Origin of the sequence: Lawsonia intracellularis PHE/MN1-00 (assembly GCF_000055945.1) — a bacterium.
Taxonomy (GTDB): Bacteria; Desulfobacterota; Desulfovibrionia; order Desulfovibrionales; family Desulfovibrionaceae; genus Bilophila; species Bilophila intracellularis.
In genome coordinates this window covers 229,318-246,421 of the sequence record NC_008011.1, presented here as the reverse complement: position 1 = coordinate 246,421, position 17,104 = coordinate 229,318, and the positions used below count along the sequence as shown (strand labels likewise).

The 17,104-nt window shown below is 40.1% G+C and carries 15 protein-coding genes and 1 tRNA gene; 1 reads left to right on the top strand and 15 read right to left on the bottom strand.

The window, feature by feature from the left end; all coding sequences use genetic code 11:
* Window positions 1-210 precede the first annotated feature (210 nt).
* The 8 genes from priA to ftsH all read right to left on the bottom strand — a co-directional run bounded on the left by priA (window position 211) and on the right by ftsH (window position 9,453).
* Window positions 211-2,589 carry a replication restart helicase PriA gene (gene priA, locus LI_RS01075; RefSeq protein WP_011526276.1) on the bottom strand — a complete coding sequence of 793 codons (2,379 nt, stop codon included), beginning with the start codon at window positions 2,587-2,589 and terminating at the stop codon, window positions 211-213.
* Window positions 2,590-2,623: 34 nt separating this feature from the next.
* Window positions 2,624-3,502, bottom strand: a complete 879-nt coding sequence (gene galU / locus LI_RS01070) for a UTP--glucose-1-phosphate uridylyltransferase GalU (protein WP_015353691.1) — start codon at window positions 3,500-3,502, stop codon at window positions 2,624-2,626.
* Between the two features lie 42 nt (window positions 3,503-3,544).
* The gene (gene glmM / locus LI_RS01065) at window positions 3,545-4,900 is read right to left on the bottom strand and encodes a phosphoglucosamine mutase (protein ID WP_011526274.1); all 1,356 of its coding nucleotides are present in this window, start codon (window positions 4,898-4,900) and stop codon (window positions 3,545-3,547) included.
* Between the two features lie 27 nt (window positions 4,901-4,927).
* Window positions 4,928-5,650, bottom strand: coding sequence for a YbbR-like domain-containing protein (locus LI_RS01060; RefSeq protein ID WP_011526273.1), 723 nt, complete (start codon window positions 5,648-5,650; stop codon window positions 4,928-4,930).
* Window positions 5,651-5,652: 2 nt separating this feature from the next.
* A complete protein-coding gene (locus tag LI_RS07345; RefSeq protein WP_155800194.1) occupies window positions 5,653-5,865 on the bottom strand; it encodes a hypothetical protein in 213 nt (70 codons plus the stop codon).
* The gene (gene cdaA / locus LI_RS01055) at window positions 5,843-6,583 is read right to left on the bottom strand and encodes a diadenylate cyclase CdaA (protein WP_011526272.1); all 741 of its coding nucleotides are present in this window, start codon (window positions 6,581-6,583) and stop codon (window positions 5,843-5,845) included. Before cdaA ends, LI_RS07345 begins: the two co-directional genes overlap by 23 nt.
* Window positions 6,584-6,646: 63 nt before the next feature.
* Window positions 6,647-7,516 carry a dihydropteroate synthase gene (folP, locus tag LI_RS01050; RefSeq protein ID WP_015353689.1) on the bottom strand — a complete coding sequence of 290 codons (870 nt, stop codon included), beginning with the start codon at window positions 7,514-7,516 and terminating at the stop codon, window positions 6,647-6,649.
* Between the two features lie 29 nt (window positions 7,517-7,545).
* Entirely contained in the window at window positions 7,546-9,453 is a 1,908-nt protein-coding gene (ftsH, locus tag LI_RS01045; RefSeq protein ID WP_011526270.1) for an ATP-dependent zinc metalloprotease FtsH, read from the bottom strand.
* A 261-nt stretch (window positions 9,454-9,714) separates the two neighbouring features.
* Between ftsH and LI_RS07505 the strand changes: the two genes are divergently transcribed.
* A tRNA-Sec gene (locus tag LI_RS07505) sits at window positions 9,715-9,808 on the top strand.
* Between the two features lie 266 nt (window positions 9,809-10,074).
* On the opposite strand, the gene LI_RS01040 is transcribed toward LI_RS07505, so the two are convergent.
* The 7 genes from LI_RS01040 to LI_RS01010 all read right to left on the bottom strand — a co-directional run bounded on the left by LI_RS01040 (window position 10,075) and on the right by LI_RS01010 (window position 16,792).
* Entirely contained in the window at window positions 10,075-11,667 is a 1,593-nt protein-coding gene (locus LI_RS01040) for a VWA domain-containing protein (protein WP_011526269.1), read from the bottom strand.
* Window positions 11,668-11,681: 14 nt separating this feature from the next.
* Window positions 11,682-12,677, bottom strand: a complete 996-nt coding sequence (locus LI_RS01035; protein WP_011526268.1) for a DUF3150 domain-containing protein — start codon at window positions 12,675-12,677, stop codon at window positions 11,682-11,684.
* Between the two features lie 3 nt (window positions 12,678-12,680).
* Window positions 12,681-13,631 (bottom strand): AAA family ATPase, encoded by a 951-nt coding sequence (locus LI_RS01030; protein ID WP_011526267.1) that lies wholly within the window; start codon window positions 13,629-13,631, stop codon window positions 12,681-12,683.
* 69 nt (window positions 13,632-13,700) lie between these two features.
* Window positions 13,701-14,075 carry a hypothetical protein gene (locus LI_RS01025; RefSeq protein ID WP_011526266.1) on the bottom strand — a complete coding sequence of 125 codons (375 nt, stop codon included), beginning with the start codon at window positions 14,073-14,075 and terminating at the stop codon, window positions 13,701-13,703.
* Window positions 14,059-15,261, bottom strand: coding sequence for a hypothetical protein (locus LI_RS01020; protein WP_011526265.1), 1,203 nt, complete (start codon window positions 15,259-15,261; stop codon window positions 14,059-14,061). Before LI_RS01020 ends, LI_RS01025 begins: the two co-directional genes overlap by 17 nt.
* 68 nt (window positions 15,262-15,329) lie before the next feature.
* Window positions 15,330-16,034 carry an ERF family protein gene (locus tag LI_RS01015; protein WP_041817131.1) on the bottom strand — a complete coding sequence of 235 codons (705 nt, stop codon included), beginning with the start codon at window positions 16,032-16,034 and terminating at the stop codon, window positions 15,330-15,332.
* A 131-nt stretch (window positions 16,035-16,165) separates the two neighbouring features.
* The gene (locus LI_RS01010) at window positions 16,166-16,792 is read right to left on the bottom strand and encodes an endonuclease I family protein (protein WP_231850142.1); all 627 of its coding nucleotides are present in this window, start codon (window positions 16,790-16,792) and stop codon (window positions 16,166-16,168) included.
* Between the last annotated feature and the right edge of the window lie 312 nt (window positions 16,793-17,104).

The window sequence follows — 17,104 nt, the reverse complement described above, 5'->3', positions numbered from 1 at the left end:
TATGTATATTATTTAGAAAGATCATTTAAGGTTATGTATTATTCTACAAAGAAATTATTATGATAATAAAAAAATATTTAAATATTTTCTAAATAGTTATTATGCATTTCTATAATATTTTTTGACTTTTTTTAAAATTCTTAAATATACTTTATCTTTCATAAGTTAGTCTTATTTAAAGTATAAAAAATAAAGTATTACTTTTAGTTTTTAAAGCATATCAATAGGATCAATATCAAGTACTACACGAAGTTTTTGTGGTAAAGCAGTTGTTTGAATTTTATAAAATATTGTACGAATATGTTGCCAATTGTTACTTTTTAATAAGCATTGAAATCTGTTACGTCCTCTCAGGATAGGAATAGGAGATAATGCAGGCCCACGAACAGATACATTTAACTTATTAGCCCACTCTTGTAACAATGACTGGACTTTTTTTATCCAAATTTTTCCTTCTTTCCATTCAATAGGGTACGATAAGCGTATTAATGCTAAGTTGATAAAAGGAGGATATAGCCATTTTTGACGAAGAGCAATTTCATACTTATAAAAACCTAGATAATCATGTTGTTGTATAAATTTCCAGCAATAATGAGAGGTATCATGTGTTTGGATTAGTACTTGTCCTGCTTTCTCACCACGTCCAGCTCTTCCTGCTGACTGTGTAAGCAGCTGGAATGTTTTTTCAGCTGCTCTATAGTCAGGAATATTAAGTCCTATATCTGCATTGACAACAATAACAAGAGTTACATTTGGAAAATGATGTCCTTTTGAAAGCATTTGAGTACCAATCAATACTTGAGATTTTCCTTGAGCAAAAGTTTTTAAAATTTCTTCAGTACGTCCAGGTCTTCTAGTTGTATCATAATCTAACCTTAATACCATACTGTCTGAAGGTAAAATTGCACGAATTTCTTCTTCAACTTTTTCTGTACCCTGCCCCATAGGTAAAAATTGGGTTCCTTTACAAAAAGGGCAAGGACAAGGAAACCTTATGCTTTTCCCACAATAGTGGCAGATAAGGGATTCTTGTATTTTATGATAACTCATTCCAACATCACAAGAAGGACAACGAATAGACTTTCTACATGTAATACAATAAATGATAGGAGCATATCCACGACGGTTAAGCAAAATAACTGCTTGCTCACCAACTTCAAGTGTTTCTTTAAGAGTAGTAAGACTTTCACGAGCAAATGTTACATCTTTTGATTCCAACTGTTGGCTATCAATAAGTTTTATTGTTGGAAGAACTCCTCCACCAACACGACTATGAAGTTTTACTATAGAAATTTTATTATTCTCTACAGCATGAAATGTTTTTATATCAGGTGTTGCAGAACCTAATAATAAAAGTGCATTTGATTGAACAGCACGAAACCAAGCTATTTCTTTAGCATGGTAAATTAAGCGTTCACCTTGTTTAAAAGAAGCATCATGCTCTTCATCTAAAATAATAGAACCAATATTTGTTAAAGGTAAAAAAAGAGCTGAACGAGTTCCTATAATAACTTTTGCTACTTGATTTTTTACTATTTTTCTAAAAAGATCTTCTTTTTGTTGACTGCTTTGATATCCATGAGATAAATAACAAGGTATAATAGGAAATACGGTTTTAATTTCATGTTGTAATTTAAGAGCTAATGCAACTTCGGGAGCAAGAACAAGTACGGATTGATTATTACGTATACATTCCTGAATAATCTCAAGATAGATAGCTGTTTTTCCACTTCCTGTTATACCAAATAATAAAAATGTTTTTGCTTGATTTTTTTGTAATTCTTTCTTTAAAAGAGTTACTACTTCTTTCTGTTCCTCAGTAAGAGTATAACCAAATGGTATAAGTGGAGGTAATAAGGCAATAGTATTTGCTAACTCATCTTTATCTGTTAGGATTTCCTGTTTTATAGATATAATTCCATAACGAGTAAGTGAAGTTAGTGCTGTTCGATATTCTTTACCTAACTTTTGTAATAATTCTTTTTTAGATACTACCCCATTTGTAAAAAGAAAATCTAAAATGACACGTTGGCGTGTTGCTGAAGGACGAATAGGCCATGGAGGATCAACAGTTAATATACATTCTTCTGAAACAATCATTGATTCTGTTTGAGATGTTAACCAATCATTATTTTCTTCAGATATCCATTTAGTTCCAATATCATGAAGTTCTTCTTCAGTTTTATGTTTTAATTCTTTTAATTGAAGGTTAGTTAATACATTTTTATACGTACACTTCATTTGTACATGTGTTGTTCGAAGTCCCATAGGAAGAATAGAAGCAAAAATTTTTCCAGAAGGGATAGAATGTCTTAATGCAAGTTCCTGGATCATTTTTATGTATTCATATGAAAATATAGGAATTTTTTCTAATGCCCATAATATTGGACGAAGAACAACGTTATGAGGTAATTCAGGTTTTTGAGTATGTAAAGATAGTATAATACCAGTCCTTAACATTTCCTTACCTAAAAGGATAGCAACTCTTAGCCCTGGCTTCCATAGGGTATATGGAAGCCAGGAAGGTAATGTGTATGTTAATAAAGAATATGGTGGTGATAATAGTGTAATTGTACAATATTCATTCATACAAGAGAATAAAGAAAAATAATAATGAAATTCATTATTGTTTTTCTGAAATGTGAAGGATCTGATTTAATTTATTAAAAAGATCATCTTTTAGTGTTTCATCCATCATCGCAAAATATACGTTTGCTGAAAGATAATCCACCCAGTCACCAGCATCAAAACGAAGTCCTCCAAGTTTAACAGCTAGCATACCTTTTTCTTGTGCTAATGCTGCAAGTGCATCTGTAAGTTGAATTTCTCCACCATGTCCTGGTGTTACTTTTTCTAAATATTCAAATATGTCTGGTGTCAATAAATAACGACCAACAATAGCAAGACGTGACTGTGTAGAACCTAAGGTTGGTTTTTCTATCATTTCTGTAATATCATACACATCAGTACTAATTTCTGTACCACTAATAATACCATATCTATTAATTTTGTCTTCTGGAACTTCACGGACTCCAATAACAGGCTTATTCTGCTCACGGGCAATTTGAATAAGTCTATCCATGCCAGCATTTTCTCCAAACATTAAGTCATCACCAACCATAACAGCAAAAGGTTCATCACGAACAATTTCTTTTGCACAAAGAACAGCATGTCCAAGTCCTAATTGTCGCTTTTGACGGACAGACATAATATTAACCATTTCAGCAACATTTTGAATGACTTTTAGAAGTTCGTATTTTCCAGATCTCTCAAGTATACTTTCTAACTGCGGATTATAGTCAAAAAAATCTTCAATAACGCTTTTATCTCTATTGGTAACAAAAATAACATCCTGAACACCTGCAAGCATGGCTTCTTCTACAACATATTGAACGACTGGTTTATTATATATTGGCAACATTTCTTTAGGGATATTTTTGCTTGCAGGTAATGAACGAGTACCCCATCCAGCAACAGGAACGACAACTTTACGAATGTTCATTAAAGCTCCTATTGTAAATATATTATTAGTTAATAGATACAATCATTCAGCAAGAGATTTGGCCACAATATCAGCAAGCTCTTCAGCATATGTATTAACTTTACTATCGCTTTCCCCCTCTACCATTACACGACACAATGGTTCTGTTCCAGAATAGCGTAGTAACACTCTACCACGTCCTGAAAATGCTGTCTCTATGCGCTGAATTGTTTTTAAAAGAGTAGGCATTGTTTCAATAGGACGTTTTTGTTTAACATTCACATTTATAAGACGTTGAGGAAATAATTGTAATAAACCAGCTAAAGATGAAAGAGGACGTTCGTACTGTTTCATAATACGTAAAATTTGTAATGCAGCAAGAAGTCCATCACCAGTATTGCTATATTCACGAAAAATGAGATGCCCTGATTGTTCACCTCCAAACATAGCTCCATGTTTTCTCATTGCTTCCATAACATACCTATCACCTACATTAGAACGAATCAAGGCTCCTTTTTTTTCTTTCATAAATACTTCAAGTGCCATATTACTCATTACTGTTGCTACCAAAATATTTCCAGGCAATTTATTTTGACGCATTAAATCTTGAGCACATAATGCCATAATTTGGTCACCATTAAGTATAATACCTTTTTCGTCTACAACAATAAGTCTATCTGCATCCCCATCAAGAGCAAGACCAATATCTGCTCTCATTTCAATTACTTTTTTGGCTACATACTCAGGGAACAAAGAGCCACATTGATGATTAATATTTAATCCATTTGGATCAGTACCTATTTTTATAAGTTCAGCACCAAGTTCTTCAAGAGCAAGTGGAGCTACTTTATAGTTTGCACCATTAGCACAATCAAGAACAATTCTGAGTCCTTCTAGAGATAAAGTTGATGGAAATGTATTTTTTAAGTAGACAATATATCTTCCTAAAGCATCTTTAATTTTATGTGCACGACCTACACTTGAGGGGTCTGGGTAATCCCATGTATGACTTTGGTCAAGAATCATTTCAGAAATCTTATGCTCTGCTTTATCTGGAATTTTAAACCCATCAGCATCAAATAATTTAATTCCATTATCATAAAATGGATTATGAGAAGCTGATATAACCACACCAAAATCTGCACGCATGTTTGCTGTAAGAAAAGAAACAGCAGGTGTAGGAAGTGGTCCAACTAAAAAAACATCCATACCTGATGCAAGAAGACCTGCAGTAAGAGCATTTTCAAATATATACCCTGAAATACGTGTATCTTTTCCAATTACAACTCTACTCCGATGGCTTTTTCGCCTATAATATGTTCCTGCTGCAAGTCCAAGCCTTAGTGCTACCTCTGGAGTCATAGGATAAATATTTACACGACCACGTAATCCATCAGTTCCAAAAAGCTTTTTACCCACTTATGTTCTCCAACAAATACATTGAAATTATTTTCGACGAAAAACAGTAACTATATCAGGTGAAACTTTAATAAGACGAGCTGCTGCTGGAAGAAATACTTTAATAGGTCTTTTAACTCCATCAAAATCTTTACCTAATGAATCTTCTAATATTGATGTATCTACACTAGCATGCACTTGAGAAATATACTTAGGATCATTTAAAAGAGATTGTGGAACAGATACGACAATAGTTACTCGCTCTGGTCGAGTTGTTAATCTTTCTTTTTCTTCTGGGAGTAATACAGTACGTTGAAGACTAATAGAACGACGTTGCATCCCTAACTTAAAACAGACATTAACTGTAGGTGGACTAACTTCAACAAACTGTGGTGCAATAAGAGGTGCATCGTCTTGCACAACACGTCCCTCGTCATCTAATAATGCAGAAACTTCTGCTATAACTGTATTCATTGATGAAACAATATTTGAAGCACCACGAACTTTTACATGGCTAGGAATAATATGAACATCTTCTAAATAGGCTGCATCAGAAAAAAGAGAAGATCTTAATTGTAATGTTACAGGAAGCTCTACTTCTTTAACATGATCTACTTGGAGTACCATTCGAGGAGGAATAACATCAATAATTTGATAAGCACGTAATTCTGGGAATTGAATAGATGATAGAGGAATAGTATTAACTCCTTGAGTAACACCAGAAAGGTTTATTGTGTAAGAAAGTTCTCTACCTGAAAATAAACGTAACATTTCTAAAGAACCACGTAGTCGACATTAATCTTATTAAGTTGTCCCTCTGTGACAATTAAATCAGAAGGTAGACCTTTATAGTCTAACCTAACATCCATAATTCTTTCTACTTGCTCTTTTGCATTAAATGTATACCATAAAATTAATGCAGTAGCAAAAGCAATAAGAAAATATTTCCAGTTACCTCTATGATCACTTGTAGTCAAGAACATCACGTAAACTCTCTATCAATTGTTCAATATCAGATACAACCACAAGTTTTCCTCTTGAAACCATGCTAATTTCACCACGTTCTTCAGAGACAACAATAACAAAAGCATCACTTACTTCTGTAACACCAAGGGCAGCTCTATGACGTGTACCAAATGCTTGTCGATCCATTTGTGCTAAAGGTAAAATACATCCTGCTGCAGCAATTCTTCCTCTACGGATAATAACAGCTCCATCATGAAGGGCTGTCATCGGATAAAAAAGTGTTAAAAGTAGTTCTTTTGAGAGAATAGAATCTAACATCACTCCTTCTTGCATCATATCTGTAAGGGGTATCTCTCTTTCAAAAACAATAAGTGCGCCTATACGTCTTTTAGCAAAGTGTTGACAAGCCCAAATAATATTATCAATTAAACTTGGAGCAATTTCTTTCTTTTTCTTCCAAAAATTATGAACACCCACTCTTGAAAGAGCTTGACGTATATCATCATGAAATAAAATAATAATTACTAAAAAGAGAGAACCAAATAAGTTTTCTAATAACCATCCAAGGGTATAAAGTCCTAAATATTGCGCACCAAGATAAATAAGAATAAGTAAAAGCAGACCAGATAAAGCTGAAAGTGCACGGGTGCCTTTTACTAATAAGATAACTCGATAAATAAGTATCGTTACTAATGTAATGTCAAGTAAGTCCCTCCAACTAAAAGGGATGAAATCCATAAAAATAACTCCTAATTACACTTAGGGGAAAGAGATTTAAACTTATTATGAATAACTCCTTAGTTACAAAAATGGAGTAAAAACTTCTGTTATTTTTAATGCTTGAGTACATCCTGCTACATCATGGACACGATGATATCTTACACCTCTAGCTGCAAGTAATGCAGTAGCTATACGTGTTGCTTCATCACGTTCATGGACATCAAGATCAAAAAATTGTTTAAAAAATGATTTTCTAGAGAGACCTATATATAAAGGTCTTCCTAAAACTTTTAGTCTCTCAATATTTTTCATTATTATTTCTGTATGTTCTTTTTTCTTTCCAAAACATATCCCTGGATCAAGCACAATTCTATCTTCAGGTAACCCTGCTTTTGTAATAAGAGACATTTGGGACTCGAAGAAATATAATAATTCTTCGATAATATCTTTATATGAAGGATTAACTTGCATTGTTTTAGGTTTACCTTGAGTATGACATAACACAAAACCAGGTTTATACTCTACAAGTATATCTAAAAGGTTAGGTTCAAACGTACATCCTGAAACATCGTTAATAATATCAGCACCTAACTCTAATGCTGCTTTTGCAGTAAAAGCCTTATACGTATCTATAGAAAAAATAACATCAGGAAATTGTTCTTTTAATATTTTAAAGTGAGGAATAAGTCTTTCTTTCTCAACTTCTTCTATAATTGGTTCTGCAAAAGGACGTGTAGATTCCGCACCTATATCAATAACTTGTGCTCCAGATTGAAGCATTTGTTTTGTATGCTCAATAACATCTTTTGTTATTAAATATCTTCCTCCATCTGAAAATGAGTCAGGCGTTATATTCAGTATTCCAATAATACAAAAAGGGGTAGGATTTATTTGCCTACCCCCTTTAACTATCCAATGATTATCATAACTGATTATTTGACTACTTTTCATGTGTTTTATCCACACCACTTCTATTTTTTTTATTCTGTTTTTGGAGGAGATGGATTCTGCTCATCAGCATCTAAAATAAAGGTTTCAGTATTTGAATCTTCTTTTTTAATTTCAGTATTAGAGTTTTCTGGTATAAATGGAGGTAGTTCTTCCCCCTTGATAAGAAGATCTATATCATCACCTGTAAGTGTTTCTCGTTCAAGTAGTGCTGTAGCAAGAGCATGCAACGTATCAAGATTATTTGTCAATAGTTCTTGACATTTTTCTCTAGCTTCTTCTATTAATTTTTTAACTTCACTATCAACAATACGAGCCGTATCTTCACTAAAGTTTCTAGAATGTGCCCACTCTCTACCAATAAAAACCTCTTCTCCACGCTCACCAATTGATAATGGTCCTATAAGCTCGCTCATACCCCATTCACAAACCATTTTTCTTGCCATATTGGTTGCACGTTCAATATCATTACCTGCACCTGTTGTAATAGTATCAAATATAATTTCTTCAGCTGCTCTACCAGCTAATAACACCATCAGGTTATTTAATAAATATTCCTTTGAATAACTATGTCTATCTGCTTCAGGTAATTGCATTGTTACACCAAGAGCACGACCTCGAGGAATAATGGTTACTTTGTGCACTGGATCTGTCTTTGGAAGTAAACGTGCAACAAGTGCATGTCCACCTTCATGATAGGCTGTAATTTTCTTTTCTTCATCAGAAAGAATGAGACTACGTCGCTCTTTACCCATTAGAACTTTGTCTTTAGCGTACTCAAAATCTTTCATATCAATTAAATTTTTATCATCTCTAGCTGCCTGAAGTGCTGCTTCATTAACAAGGTTTTCAAGTGCTGCTCCTGAAAAACCTGGTGTGCCTCTAGCTATAACTTCAAGATTAACATCTTTATCAAGTGGTGTCCGACGAGTATGGACTTCAAGAATTTTTAAACGTCCTTTTACATCAGGAGTAGGAACAACAACTTGTCTATCAAACCTTCCAGGTCTTAATAGAGCTGGATCAAGAACATCTGGACGATTTGTAGCTGCGATTAAAATAACACCTTCGTTAGATTCAAAACCATCCATTTCAACTAAAAGTTGATTAAGTGTTTGTTCTCTTTCATCATGTCCTCCGCCAAGGCCAGCGCCACGCTGACGTCCTACTGCATCAATTTCATCAATAAAAATAAGACATGGAGCATTTTTTTTACCTTGTATAAAGAGATCTCGTACTCTAGATGCTCCTACACCAACAAACATCTCAACAAAATCAGAACCAGAAATGGAAAAAAAAGGAACCCCTGCTTCACCAGCTACAGCTCGAGCAAGCAATGTTTTCCCTGTACCAGGAGGGCCAACAAGAAGGACTCCTTTAGGTATCCGACCACCTAATCGTGTAAATTTTCTTGGATTAGATAAAAAATCTACAACTTCAGAGAGTTCTTCTTTAGCTTCATCCACACCTGCAACATCTTCAAATGTGACTCTTCCTTGTTCCTGGTTTAGCATTCTTGCACGTGAGCGACCAAAAGACATAGCTCGCCCAGCTCCTCCCTGCATTTGGCGCATGAAAAAAACCCATACACCTATTAAAAGAAGCATAGGAAACCATGATACAAGTAGTGTCATATACCAAGGAGAATCTTCAATAGGCTCAGCACGAACATCTACATGTTGCTCAATAAGTTTGCTTACCAATTGTGGATCAGATGGAGCATAAAGCTGAAAAGATTTTCCTTCAGTTGTTTTTCCCTTAATAATATCGCCTTGTATAATTACGTCAGCTATTTTACCTTTTTGAGCTTGATTTAAAAACTCACTATAAGTCATACGTTCTTGTAATGAAGATTGTGGCTGACTAAATAGGTTAAAAACAATAACCATTGCAAGGGATATAAGCCCCCATAAAATGAGATTCCTGGTAAATTGATTCAAACACTACCTCCATGAAGTATTCCCTTAAGGGGAAAGACACTATTAGAAGCAACTTTGTATATTGTAAATTGTATTATTATATTTGACAATGTTAGAGCAATGACTTTTTATTAAACTTTCTCTTTAACTTTTAATTATACTTATTTTTATAATAGCCTAGTTAAGTTTACTTACATTTTATTATAGGATATAGTATTAATTAATAAACCGTTAATATTTTAAAGTAGTTATTTAACGTTCAAAAATATTATATAAATACTTGGAAGCGTATTGCCACCGGTGTGGTACTTGGTCTTCAAAACCAGTGTCAGGCTGAGAGGTCTGAGGTAGGTTCGACTCCTATACGCTTCCGCCATAATTGAATTTTTTAGGACAAGAAGCATTAGTTTGTGACTTGTCCTTTTTTATTTTCCAACCCTATTTCCAACCTATAGAGGGAAAGTCTATCCATGTCTTGGCAAAACACCGGCAAAAAATACATGCAAAAGGCACTCCGGCGACCACCCGGAGTGCCTTTCCTTCAGTCTTCCTCTTCTGTGTCCTTTACGATTTTTATGGCGATCTGAAGAACAAGAATCCCGATAGCGAGCCAAGTCGTCGGTTTGATGGATGACGCCATGGTCACCTCCCTTTTTCAGTCATTATTTGTTGAAGTAGCCGGAACATAGCCGGAGCCAGTTCGCGGATGTCGGTGATGTTTTCGGAGCCAGGAATCATAGAGATGATGGCTGGGGCGTCGATGCCGATACCCAGCACCTCTATTCCCATCCGTTTCGCTACTGCTATCGTTTCTTTGGCAGTCTCAGGATCGTCCGGGTAGCCGTCCGTTACCACAAATACGATTTTTCGATGTTCTGGTCGTGTCGAAAGCATCCCCAATACCCACCATAAGGCTTCAGTCATGGGTGTGCTTCCATGAGCTTCTGCGGCGAATGAGTTTGTTATACGTTTACCATGGCGCAATAACGGGTAAACTGTGGCCGCAACATCTTCCTTATAATCGGCAGGGAAAGCAGAAACGCCTACGGAGATGCCCGGGATAGCAGCCAAAGCCAGCGCCACGGAGTAACAGGCCGCACCAGCAAGTTCGATACAGCTGGTCATGGAGCCGGATATGTCCAGAAGAATATGGACGGCTGTATCGATTCCTGTCACAGATTCGGTTTTCATGAACAGCCGAGGATCATGGACGGCAATTCGGTAGAGACCATGCCCACATAATTTTCCATGCCGTGAGGGACTGGAACGCCGCAATATTTGGGATTGCAGAAGCCCTTGGAGTTTTGTCCGTAACGCTCTGGATATGGCCTGAGCCTCCATGATAAGCGCATCGGGAAGTTCGGCTGTTAAGAGCTTGCCTGTTACTGCCACGCTCATTCCCTTGTGTTGTTGGGGAGAGCATTGGCCGGAAATCATGTCGGAGAGCTGCTTACCCATAGAGGTTGGCATCTCTTCTTCCGTTGCTTGTAGAAGGTCTTGGAGCGGTTGTTCTTCACCTCCTGTTTGTGGTTCTTGTTGGGTTTGTTCTGAGTTATCCTGCGCAGTTATCGAGGGGGATACTACTGGGCTTTCGGTGGATTTCTGTTCCTTCTGGACTTCCTGTTCGATCAGCCGGAGAATATCTTGGGCAAAATCCAGCGAATCCTGCGTAGATCGGCATCGGGCCGGAATATCCCGCATGATCGCGTCAATACTGGAGCGTAGTCCGGGCCAGTATTTTTGCATAATATTTGCTTCGAGTTCGCAATTACGAACCAGCTCAGGCACATCCCAGGAACGCAGCGTCAGGAGCACATAGTTCAGAACAGAAAAGGCCGGGGAGTCATTTTCCCCAGCCTTTTCTTCTTCCGTATCCTTCAAGAAAAAATGCCGTATGAGCCAGATAAAATGCTCATGACATCCCGGATAGCGCTTTATGATTTCATGCTCCACCCGCCAGTCCTCTATGGCATTCCAGAGGTATTTTTCGACAGGGGTAAGTCTCTTTCCATTCAACACGCCAAGGTCCGTATGCCGGATATGAGCCGCCTCATGGTCGATAAAGCCGCTCACCAGAGGATACAGAACTCCTTCATCGTCAACGGGAAGAGGTGGAAGGAATATGGTATCGCCGTTAGTGCAGGCGGTATCCGAAGAACCGATAACGACTTTGACCCCCAGCTTGTTGCCTAGCATCGAGGCAACAAGCGGCATGGCTTTCATCGTGACTGACATAGAAGCGTCCTTTTTTACCACAGACCCAAACTATCGAGGCGTGGGCTGGATGGAATGTAGCTATGCTCAGGCGGGAGATTCAGTACGGGGGCTTCTTGCTGGAACCCCTGCAACAGATCATCCAGTACATTTTCTTCTGCCGGGGTAGCCAGTAACGCCTGTGTCTGCTGAATCAGTGCCTCCTTGTCCTTGAGCAGGCATACGAGGCCCTGAAGCGTAAGAAGCGCGTTTCCTGACAGATTTCCACGCTTGGGCATATTTCCGAGGGCGGTGTCGATCATGGAGACAGCCGGTTCCACATTGGGGTCGATGAAGGAAAGACCGGCGAGCTTATTGCGCATCGTTTTCAAGGGAGACAGAGCCTTGTGCGTGACCTCCGTTTTTCCTTCAAACACCTTCTTCCAAATCTCCGCAGCATCCTTGGCGATTTCGGCAAAAAGCGTACTTCCGAGACCTTCTACCTCTTCATGCAGACCAGATTCCGTCATGGCCAGATCGCTTTCGAGACCAGCAGCAGGAGATACCCGATAGAGCTGCCAAGAAAACCCCATCCGAGACTCCACATACTCCCTGCTGACCGTTGAATTTTCGATGATGTTGGCCCAGGAAGGATGTCGGGCAATCCAGTCAGCTATGGCAGCATCGTACACGTTCAGAAAGTTCTGCTTTTCCGTGAAAAACTCATCTCGGATTTCGCATAGCCCCTGGATGATATCTCCGGCCTTGTCGTCCGGTATCGCCCAGCCCGAAAGAAAACGGACGCCATGTTTATCCAGAAGACTGAACGCACGAGCCTTGAGCTTGGTAAAGACGTTGAGTCTGGCCGGGTCGCAGATTTTTTTGGAGCCGAGAGAGGCCAAATCGTCAGGCGGAAGCTCTACACCACCAAAGTCTTCAGCGGTGAGCTTCTTTCTGGCCGACCAAAGCGTAATGTTCAAATTCAGTGCCAGAATATTGTCCAAAACTTGCAAAGGTGTGTTCAGAATAGGAGTTTCCATAATCTTCTCCATCGGTTAGTTGCTTATTGAAGGAAAAATTCTCTGGGCCATTTCGTGAAGAGCTGCCCGACTTGTGGTGGACGCCCTGAATCCTAAAGCTCTGTCCAAGGCGTACATGATGGGCGAAATTCCCTGTTTGGAGAGAGGCTGGAATGCGATGGTGAGTCTGGCCCAGCGGATGAGTGTGCGCGTCGAAAGCGTGACGTCCAGAGCATCATGTGCCGAGGAGTTGCCCATAAAATTCCGCCGCACATCGTTGGCAAAATCGACCATCTTCTCCGTTATTTCAGCAGGAATTTCCGGGAACATACGGTTCAGCAGGTCACGTTCAACTTCTGCTTTGGGATAGCCCATTTCCACCAGCATGAAGCGGTCCATGAAGGCGATGTTCTGACGCATGACTCCCTGATAAAGCCCGGTTTCGTCGCTGTTGCCATTTGAGTTGGCCGTCACGATGAAACGGAACATGGGGCTTGGCTTGACGAGTTCTCCACCATTTTCAGCAATGCAGAGCGGAGAACCGTCGAGAATGGTGTTCAGTCCAGCAAGCGTAGCCGGAGAGCACAAATCGGCCTCATTGAACAGGAATACGCCGCCAATCTTCATGGCCAGAGTAAGCGGTCCATCCTCAAAGACCATGTTGCCGTTCTGTACGGATAGATGCCCGACCAAATCAGGGAACTCCAGTCGGTCATGTCCGGTAGCCTCGAAAACCGGGTAATTGAGCCGCGCCGCAATCTGGCGAATGAGACTCGATTTCCCAGCAGACGTAGGGCCACAGATGTACAGCGGTTCGGGATTTTGCATAAGAAACCAGACGATTACATCACGGCTGGACTCATGGAAAAGATAGTTGGGATCGATGGACGGCGTGTATTCCGAGGGTGCGTCATAGCCGAAAATCATAGTGCCGGAGGATTTGCCACTGAAAATTTGACCGGCGTCGAGTTGAACAGGATGAGACATGGTTCCTCCCAAAAAGAAAAGCCCCGTCCATGCAAGATGAACAGGGCCTTATGGAAATAGTGCTTTGTTTCAGTCGTTGGGATCGCTTATGACTATGCTTCTGCTGATGCCAAGGTCGAAGGGGTTATCCCAGAAGCTGCCCCTTGTGTCGATATCCTCCAGCTCTTCCCCGATGCGAATGAACAGGAAATCGTCCCAGTCGAGCTCAGCCAGCAGATGTTCGATGAAGCCCACGTCAGGAAACTCTTCGTACCATTTCAGATGTTCCCACAGATAGACTTCAGAACCGGAGTCAGTGTCTTCAAAGTGCTTGTCCGCGTAGGCAAAGAAGTCCGTAATAACAGCAAACGCCTCGGACGTTTTATCCAAGGCGTTCATCTTTTCATTCAATGTTTGTACGGCTGCCTGCGTAAGAGCCAGTCCAACATCAGACCTGTAACCCATCGTTCTTCTCCTGTTTTCTGGTCTTGTAGATAAAAAGTCGTGTTGAAGGTGCGCTTACTTTTTCATGACGAGCCAAAAGAGCGGGCACGTCCACATCATCCATTCCGCCGTCATGAAAAAGTTCAATCAGTTCTCCCGCAAGGCTGTCCTTGGCTAGTGTGCGTCTGCCGGGTATTTCTGAGGCTTTGAACCGCCAATGACCAGCCTGAACCCATCCGTCCTGAGTACCGAAAATATTCGCGTACCAGTCTTTCATGCTTGTCTCTCTGGTCTTTATTTTCCCATCCAAACTTGCACGCTCCGATTTCCAAGTTTCCAGCTCCTCAAGTTCAGGGGAAAACTCTGGGTGGTCGTTTCCTTTGAACTTCGGGCAGTCGGCATTCCAGAGGCAATGTTCACATAGGGGATTGAAACCGCTTGTTGTTTTGAGGGAAGATGCGTCGAGAGTGCCGTCCTTTACCTGGTGAATCGTACTCCAAAATTCCTCTGCTTTTCCAAGTACAGCATCCATCATTCCTGCATCTGACACATAAGGACCGAAGACTTTTGCATCCGTCATCGAAAGGCATAGTACCCAGGCTTCGATATCTACCCCTTCCCACTCATACGGCAAATTCAAGTTCCAAAAATTCCGGGCGATTTCAGGAAAAGTCATGTCTTGAAAACTATACTGTCCAGTTTCTTCTCTGACACTGAAAACCGGCTCTTTCCAGTACCGCGTCAGCAGTCCTACCTGTCCATACACCTGCGTTTCATAGGATGCGTAGAGGCAATCCGGGAGTTTCTGGCAGCTTTTTACTTCGAGTATCCGTACTGTAGGCCTTGGATGGGTGGAGGCGAGCACGAAATCCAGGTGAGCTTTGATGGGCGTGCCGTTATGCGTGACGGCAATTTCAAGCTGACGAACCAGAGGCAGTTCCAGAGTCTTGAGGGCGTCGGCAATCCCATCCTCGAACCAATGCCCCCTCTGCATGGTGAGAAGAGGCTTGAGGGCATAGGTAGTGTTCTGGGGATGGAGCTTATTTAGAACGGCCATACGAGGACAGGTCATATAACTTCCAAGGTCGCTCATGCCGATATACTCTTCCCGATTTCCAAGCTGAGTCAGAGTGTTCCTGTTTGCGTATAAGTCTAGTCCATGGGTGATAATTTCGAGCAGTTTTTGGCTACGAGTATCAGATTCCATAGCCGATCTCCCATAAAAGAAGAGCTGCCCCGGTGAAGGTCAGCTCTTCTGACAAGTCGAAAGAAAAATTATGCAGCATCATCATATTTCCACCAGACTTTTTGCTGCGAATCCCACTTGAACCCTGAAGCCCTGAGCAATTCCTTTTTCTCCAGTGTACGCCCAGATGCCACGATGCACATTCTTCCATCATCGGCCTGAACCGTCCTGAAGCTCACGCCGTCGATTTTGGGCAGATTTTGGTGAAGCGATACGGGGCGATTTGAGGTGTCTAAAATTTTGTTCGTGGATGAAGAGTTGTCTGATGCCACTTTTTGTCTCTGTGTGGCTTCTACGGGCCTTATTCGCGTTTTGGCCTGTTTTGGAGTAATCGAGGCGGCATTACCATCATCATCTTCCGTCACGATACCAAGGATCGCGCACAGAGAATACCGCCGGGCATAGGTGATAGCACTGCCCATTCCCTGTGGATCATTTTTCGTCAGAGGGATGATGGCTGTGCTGGAAATCCATTGACCAGATTCCGCATGTATAAGTCTTGTTTCTAATCCGATATGTCCTGTCCCGAGTTCTACAGGCGCAGGACATGGGAGTTGGGTAAGCCAGATACCTTGGGAAGAAAGAAGGCTGCGGCAGGATTCCATGACAGAGTTGAGTGTGGCGTATTTGTTACCGATAAACGGATTTTTGGCGTCCTTTATGGCTGGTTGAAGTTGCTGTTGGACGATGAGCATAGCCTGAGAAAGTTTAGTGATATCAGTGGATTGCGTCATAATCCCTCCTGAGTAATAAAAAAGAGAAGTACAGACAGTAAGCCTGTACTTCTCTCTATTGTTTTCTTGTCGCAATATATATCTGTTTTTATATGATTTACTTAGGTAGTATTTATATTGTCCTCGTTTGTTTACCATAACCCCTTTTCGATACACATATTTTTTACAAAAATATTTTCATTTCCCTGTATAGATTCGATTCGTTTGGCTCGTGTACACTCCCATTCATCGACTGGATACATATTACTCCAAGCCTCAAAAAGTCTTCTTTGCTGACGACTTAGATTGTATTCCTTGTACTCTTTATCCATATAAAGAGCAGCACGGGCTACTTGACCTTTAGCTCTATCCGGTGGTTCGAATCTATTCCCATCTATTTTTGCCTCACACGTTCCAAAAGCAGATTGAACTCCAAGTAACTCTGAGTATTGCTTATTGCTTCTCGCAGCATTGACAGACCCGACTGCTGGAAACAAATTGTACATATCAGACTGCATATATCTATATGTTTTATTTACTTTTTCTGCACATTTTCGTCCTTTGAAACTTTTACCTTTATTATCTACACAAAGAGGATGACCTTCGCGCCATTCAGTAAAAGCTCTGCCAAAATTCTCAGCAGGCACACTATGTTCCCACTCAATTTTATATGATCTTTTTTGATGTTTCTCTGCTATAAATCCATCAGGGAGACATATCCTTTTTTGGTCATCATATTCATATCCGCAGTATAGTGTAACTTGGTGGTCGTAATACACCTCATCTTGCAGTATGCGCTTAGCCTTGTTGAAACTATCATTGAAAGTATTACCTTCCGCCAAGGTAATACTTGGGGTTAGAAACAGAATAGATAACAAAAGGAGTAGTTTTTTCATGGTTTCCTCTAAAAATTTCGACGCGTCGAAAATTTCAGGCATAGGTGTTATTTTCTGTTATTCAATCGCTTATAGCCATCACAGCCTAGCTGTGAACCATTATCACATGATTTTCCGTACCATTCTTTAGCTTGCAAATAGTCTTGTCTAACGCCAAAGCCGTTTCATGACCCTCTGTATCAATGTCGTGGGGGC

What these genes read in the sequence shown, in the direction of transcription:
- LI_RS01040 (WP_011526269.1), bottom strand. Translation starts at nt 11,667, where the DNA reads ATGTCAGTCACGATGAAAGCCATGCCGCTTGTTGCCTCGATGCTAGGC.
- LI_RS01035 (WP_011526268.1), bottom strand. Translation starts at nt 12,677, where the DNA reads ATGGAGAAGATTATGGAAACTCCTATTCTGAACACACCTTTGCAAGTT.
- LI_RS01015 (WP_041817131.1), bottom strand. Translation starts at nt 16,034, where the DNA reads ATGACGCAATCCACTGATATCACTAAACTTTCTCAGGCTATGCTCATC.
- LI_RS01025 (WP_011526266.1), bottom strand. Translation starts at nt 14,075, where the DNA reads ATGGGTTACAGGTCTGATGTTGGACTGGCTCTTACGCAGGCAGCCGTA.
- LI_RS01020 (WP_011526265.1), bottom strand. Translation starts at nt 15,261, where the DNA reads ATGGAATCTGATACTCGTAGCCAAAAACTGCTCGAAATTATCACCCAT.
- LI_RS01030 (WP_011526267.1), bottom strand. Translation starts at nt 13,631, where the DNA reads ATGTCTCATCCTGTTCAACTCGACGCCGGTCAAATTTTCAGTGGCAAA.
- folP (WP_015353689.1), bottom strand. Translation starts at nt 7,516, where the DNA reads ATGAAAAGTAGTCAAATAATCAGTTATGATAATCATTGGATAGTTAAA.
- priA (WP_011526276.1), bottom strand. Translation starts at nt 2,589, where the DNA reads ATGAATGAATATTGTACAATTACACTATTATCACCACCATATTCTTTA.
- cdaA (WP_011526272.1), bottom strand. Translation starts at nt 6,583, where the DNA reads ATGGATTTCATCCCTTTTAGTTGGAGGGACTTACTTGACATTACATTA.
- galU (WP_015353691.1), bottom strand. Translation starts at nt 3,502, where the DNA reads ATGAACATTCGTAAAGTTGTCGTTCCTGTTGCTGGATGGGGTACTCGT.
- LI_RS01060 (WP_011526273.1), bottom strand. Translation starts at nt 5,650, where the DNA reads ATGTTACGTTTATTTTCAGGTAGAGAACTTTCTTACACAATAAACCTT.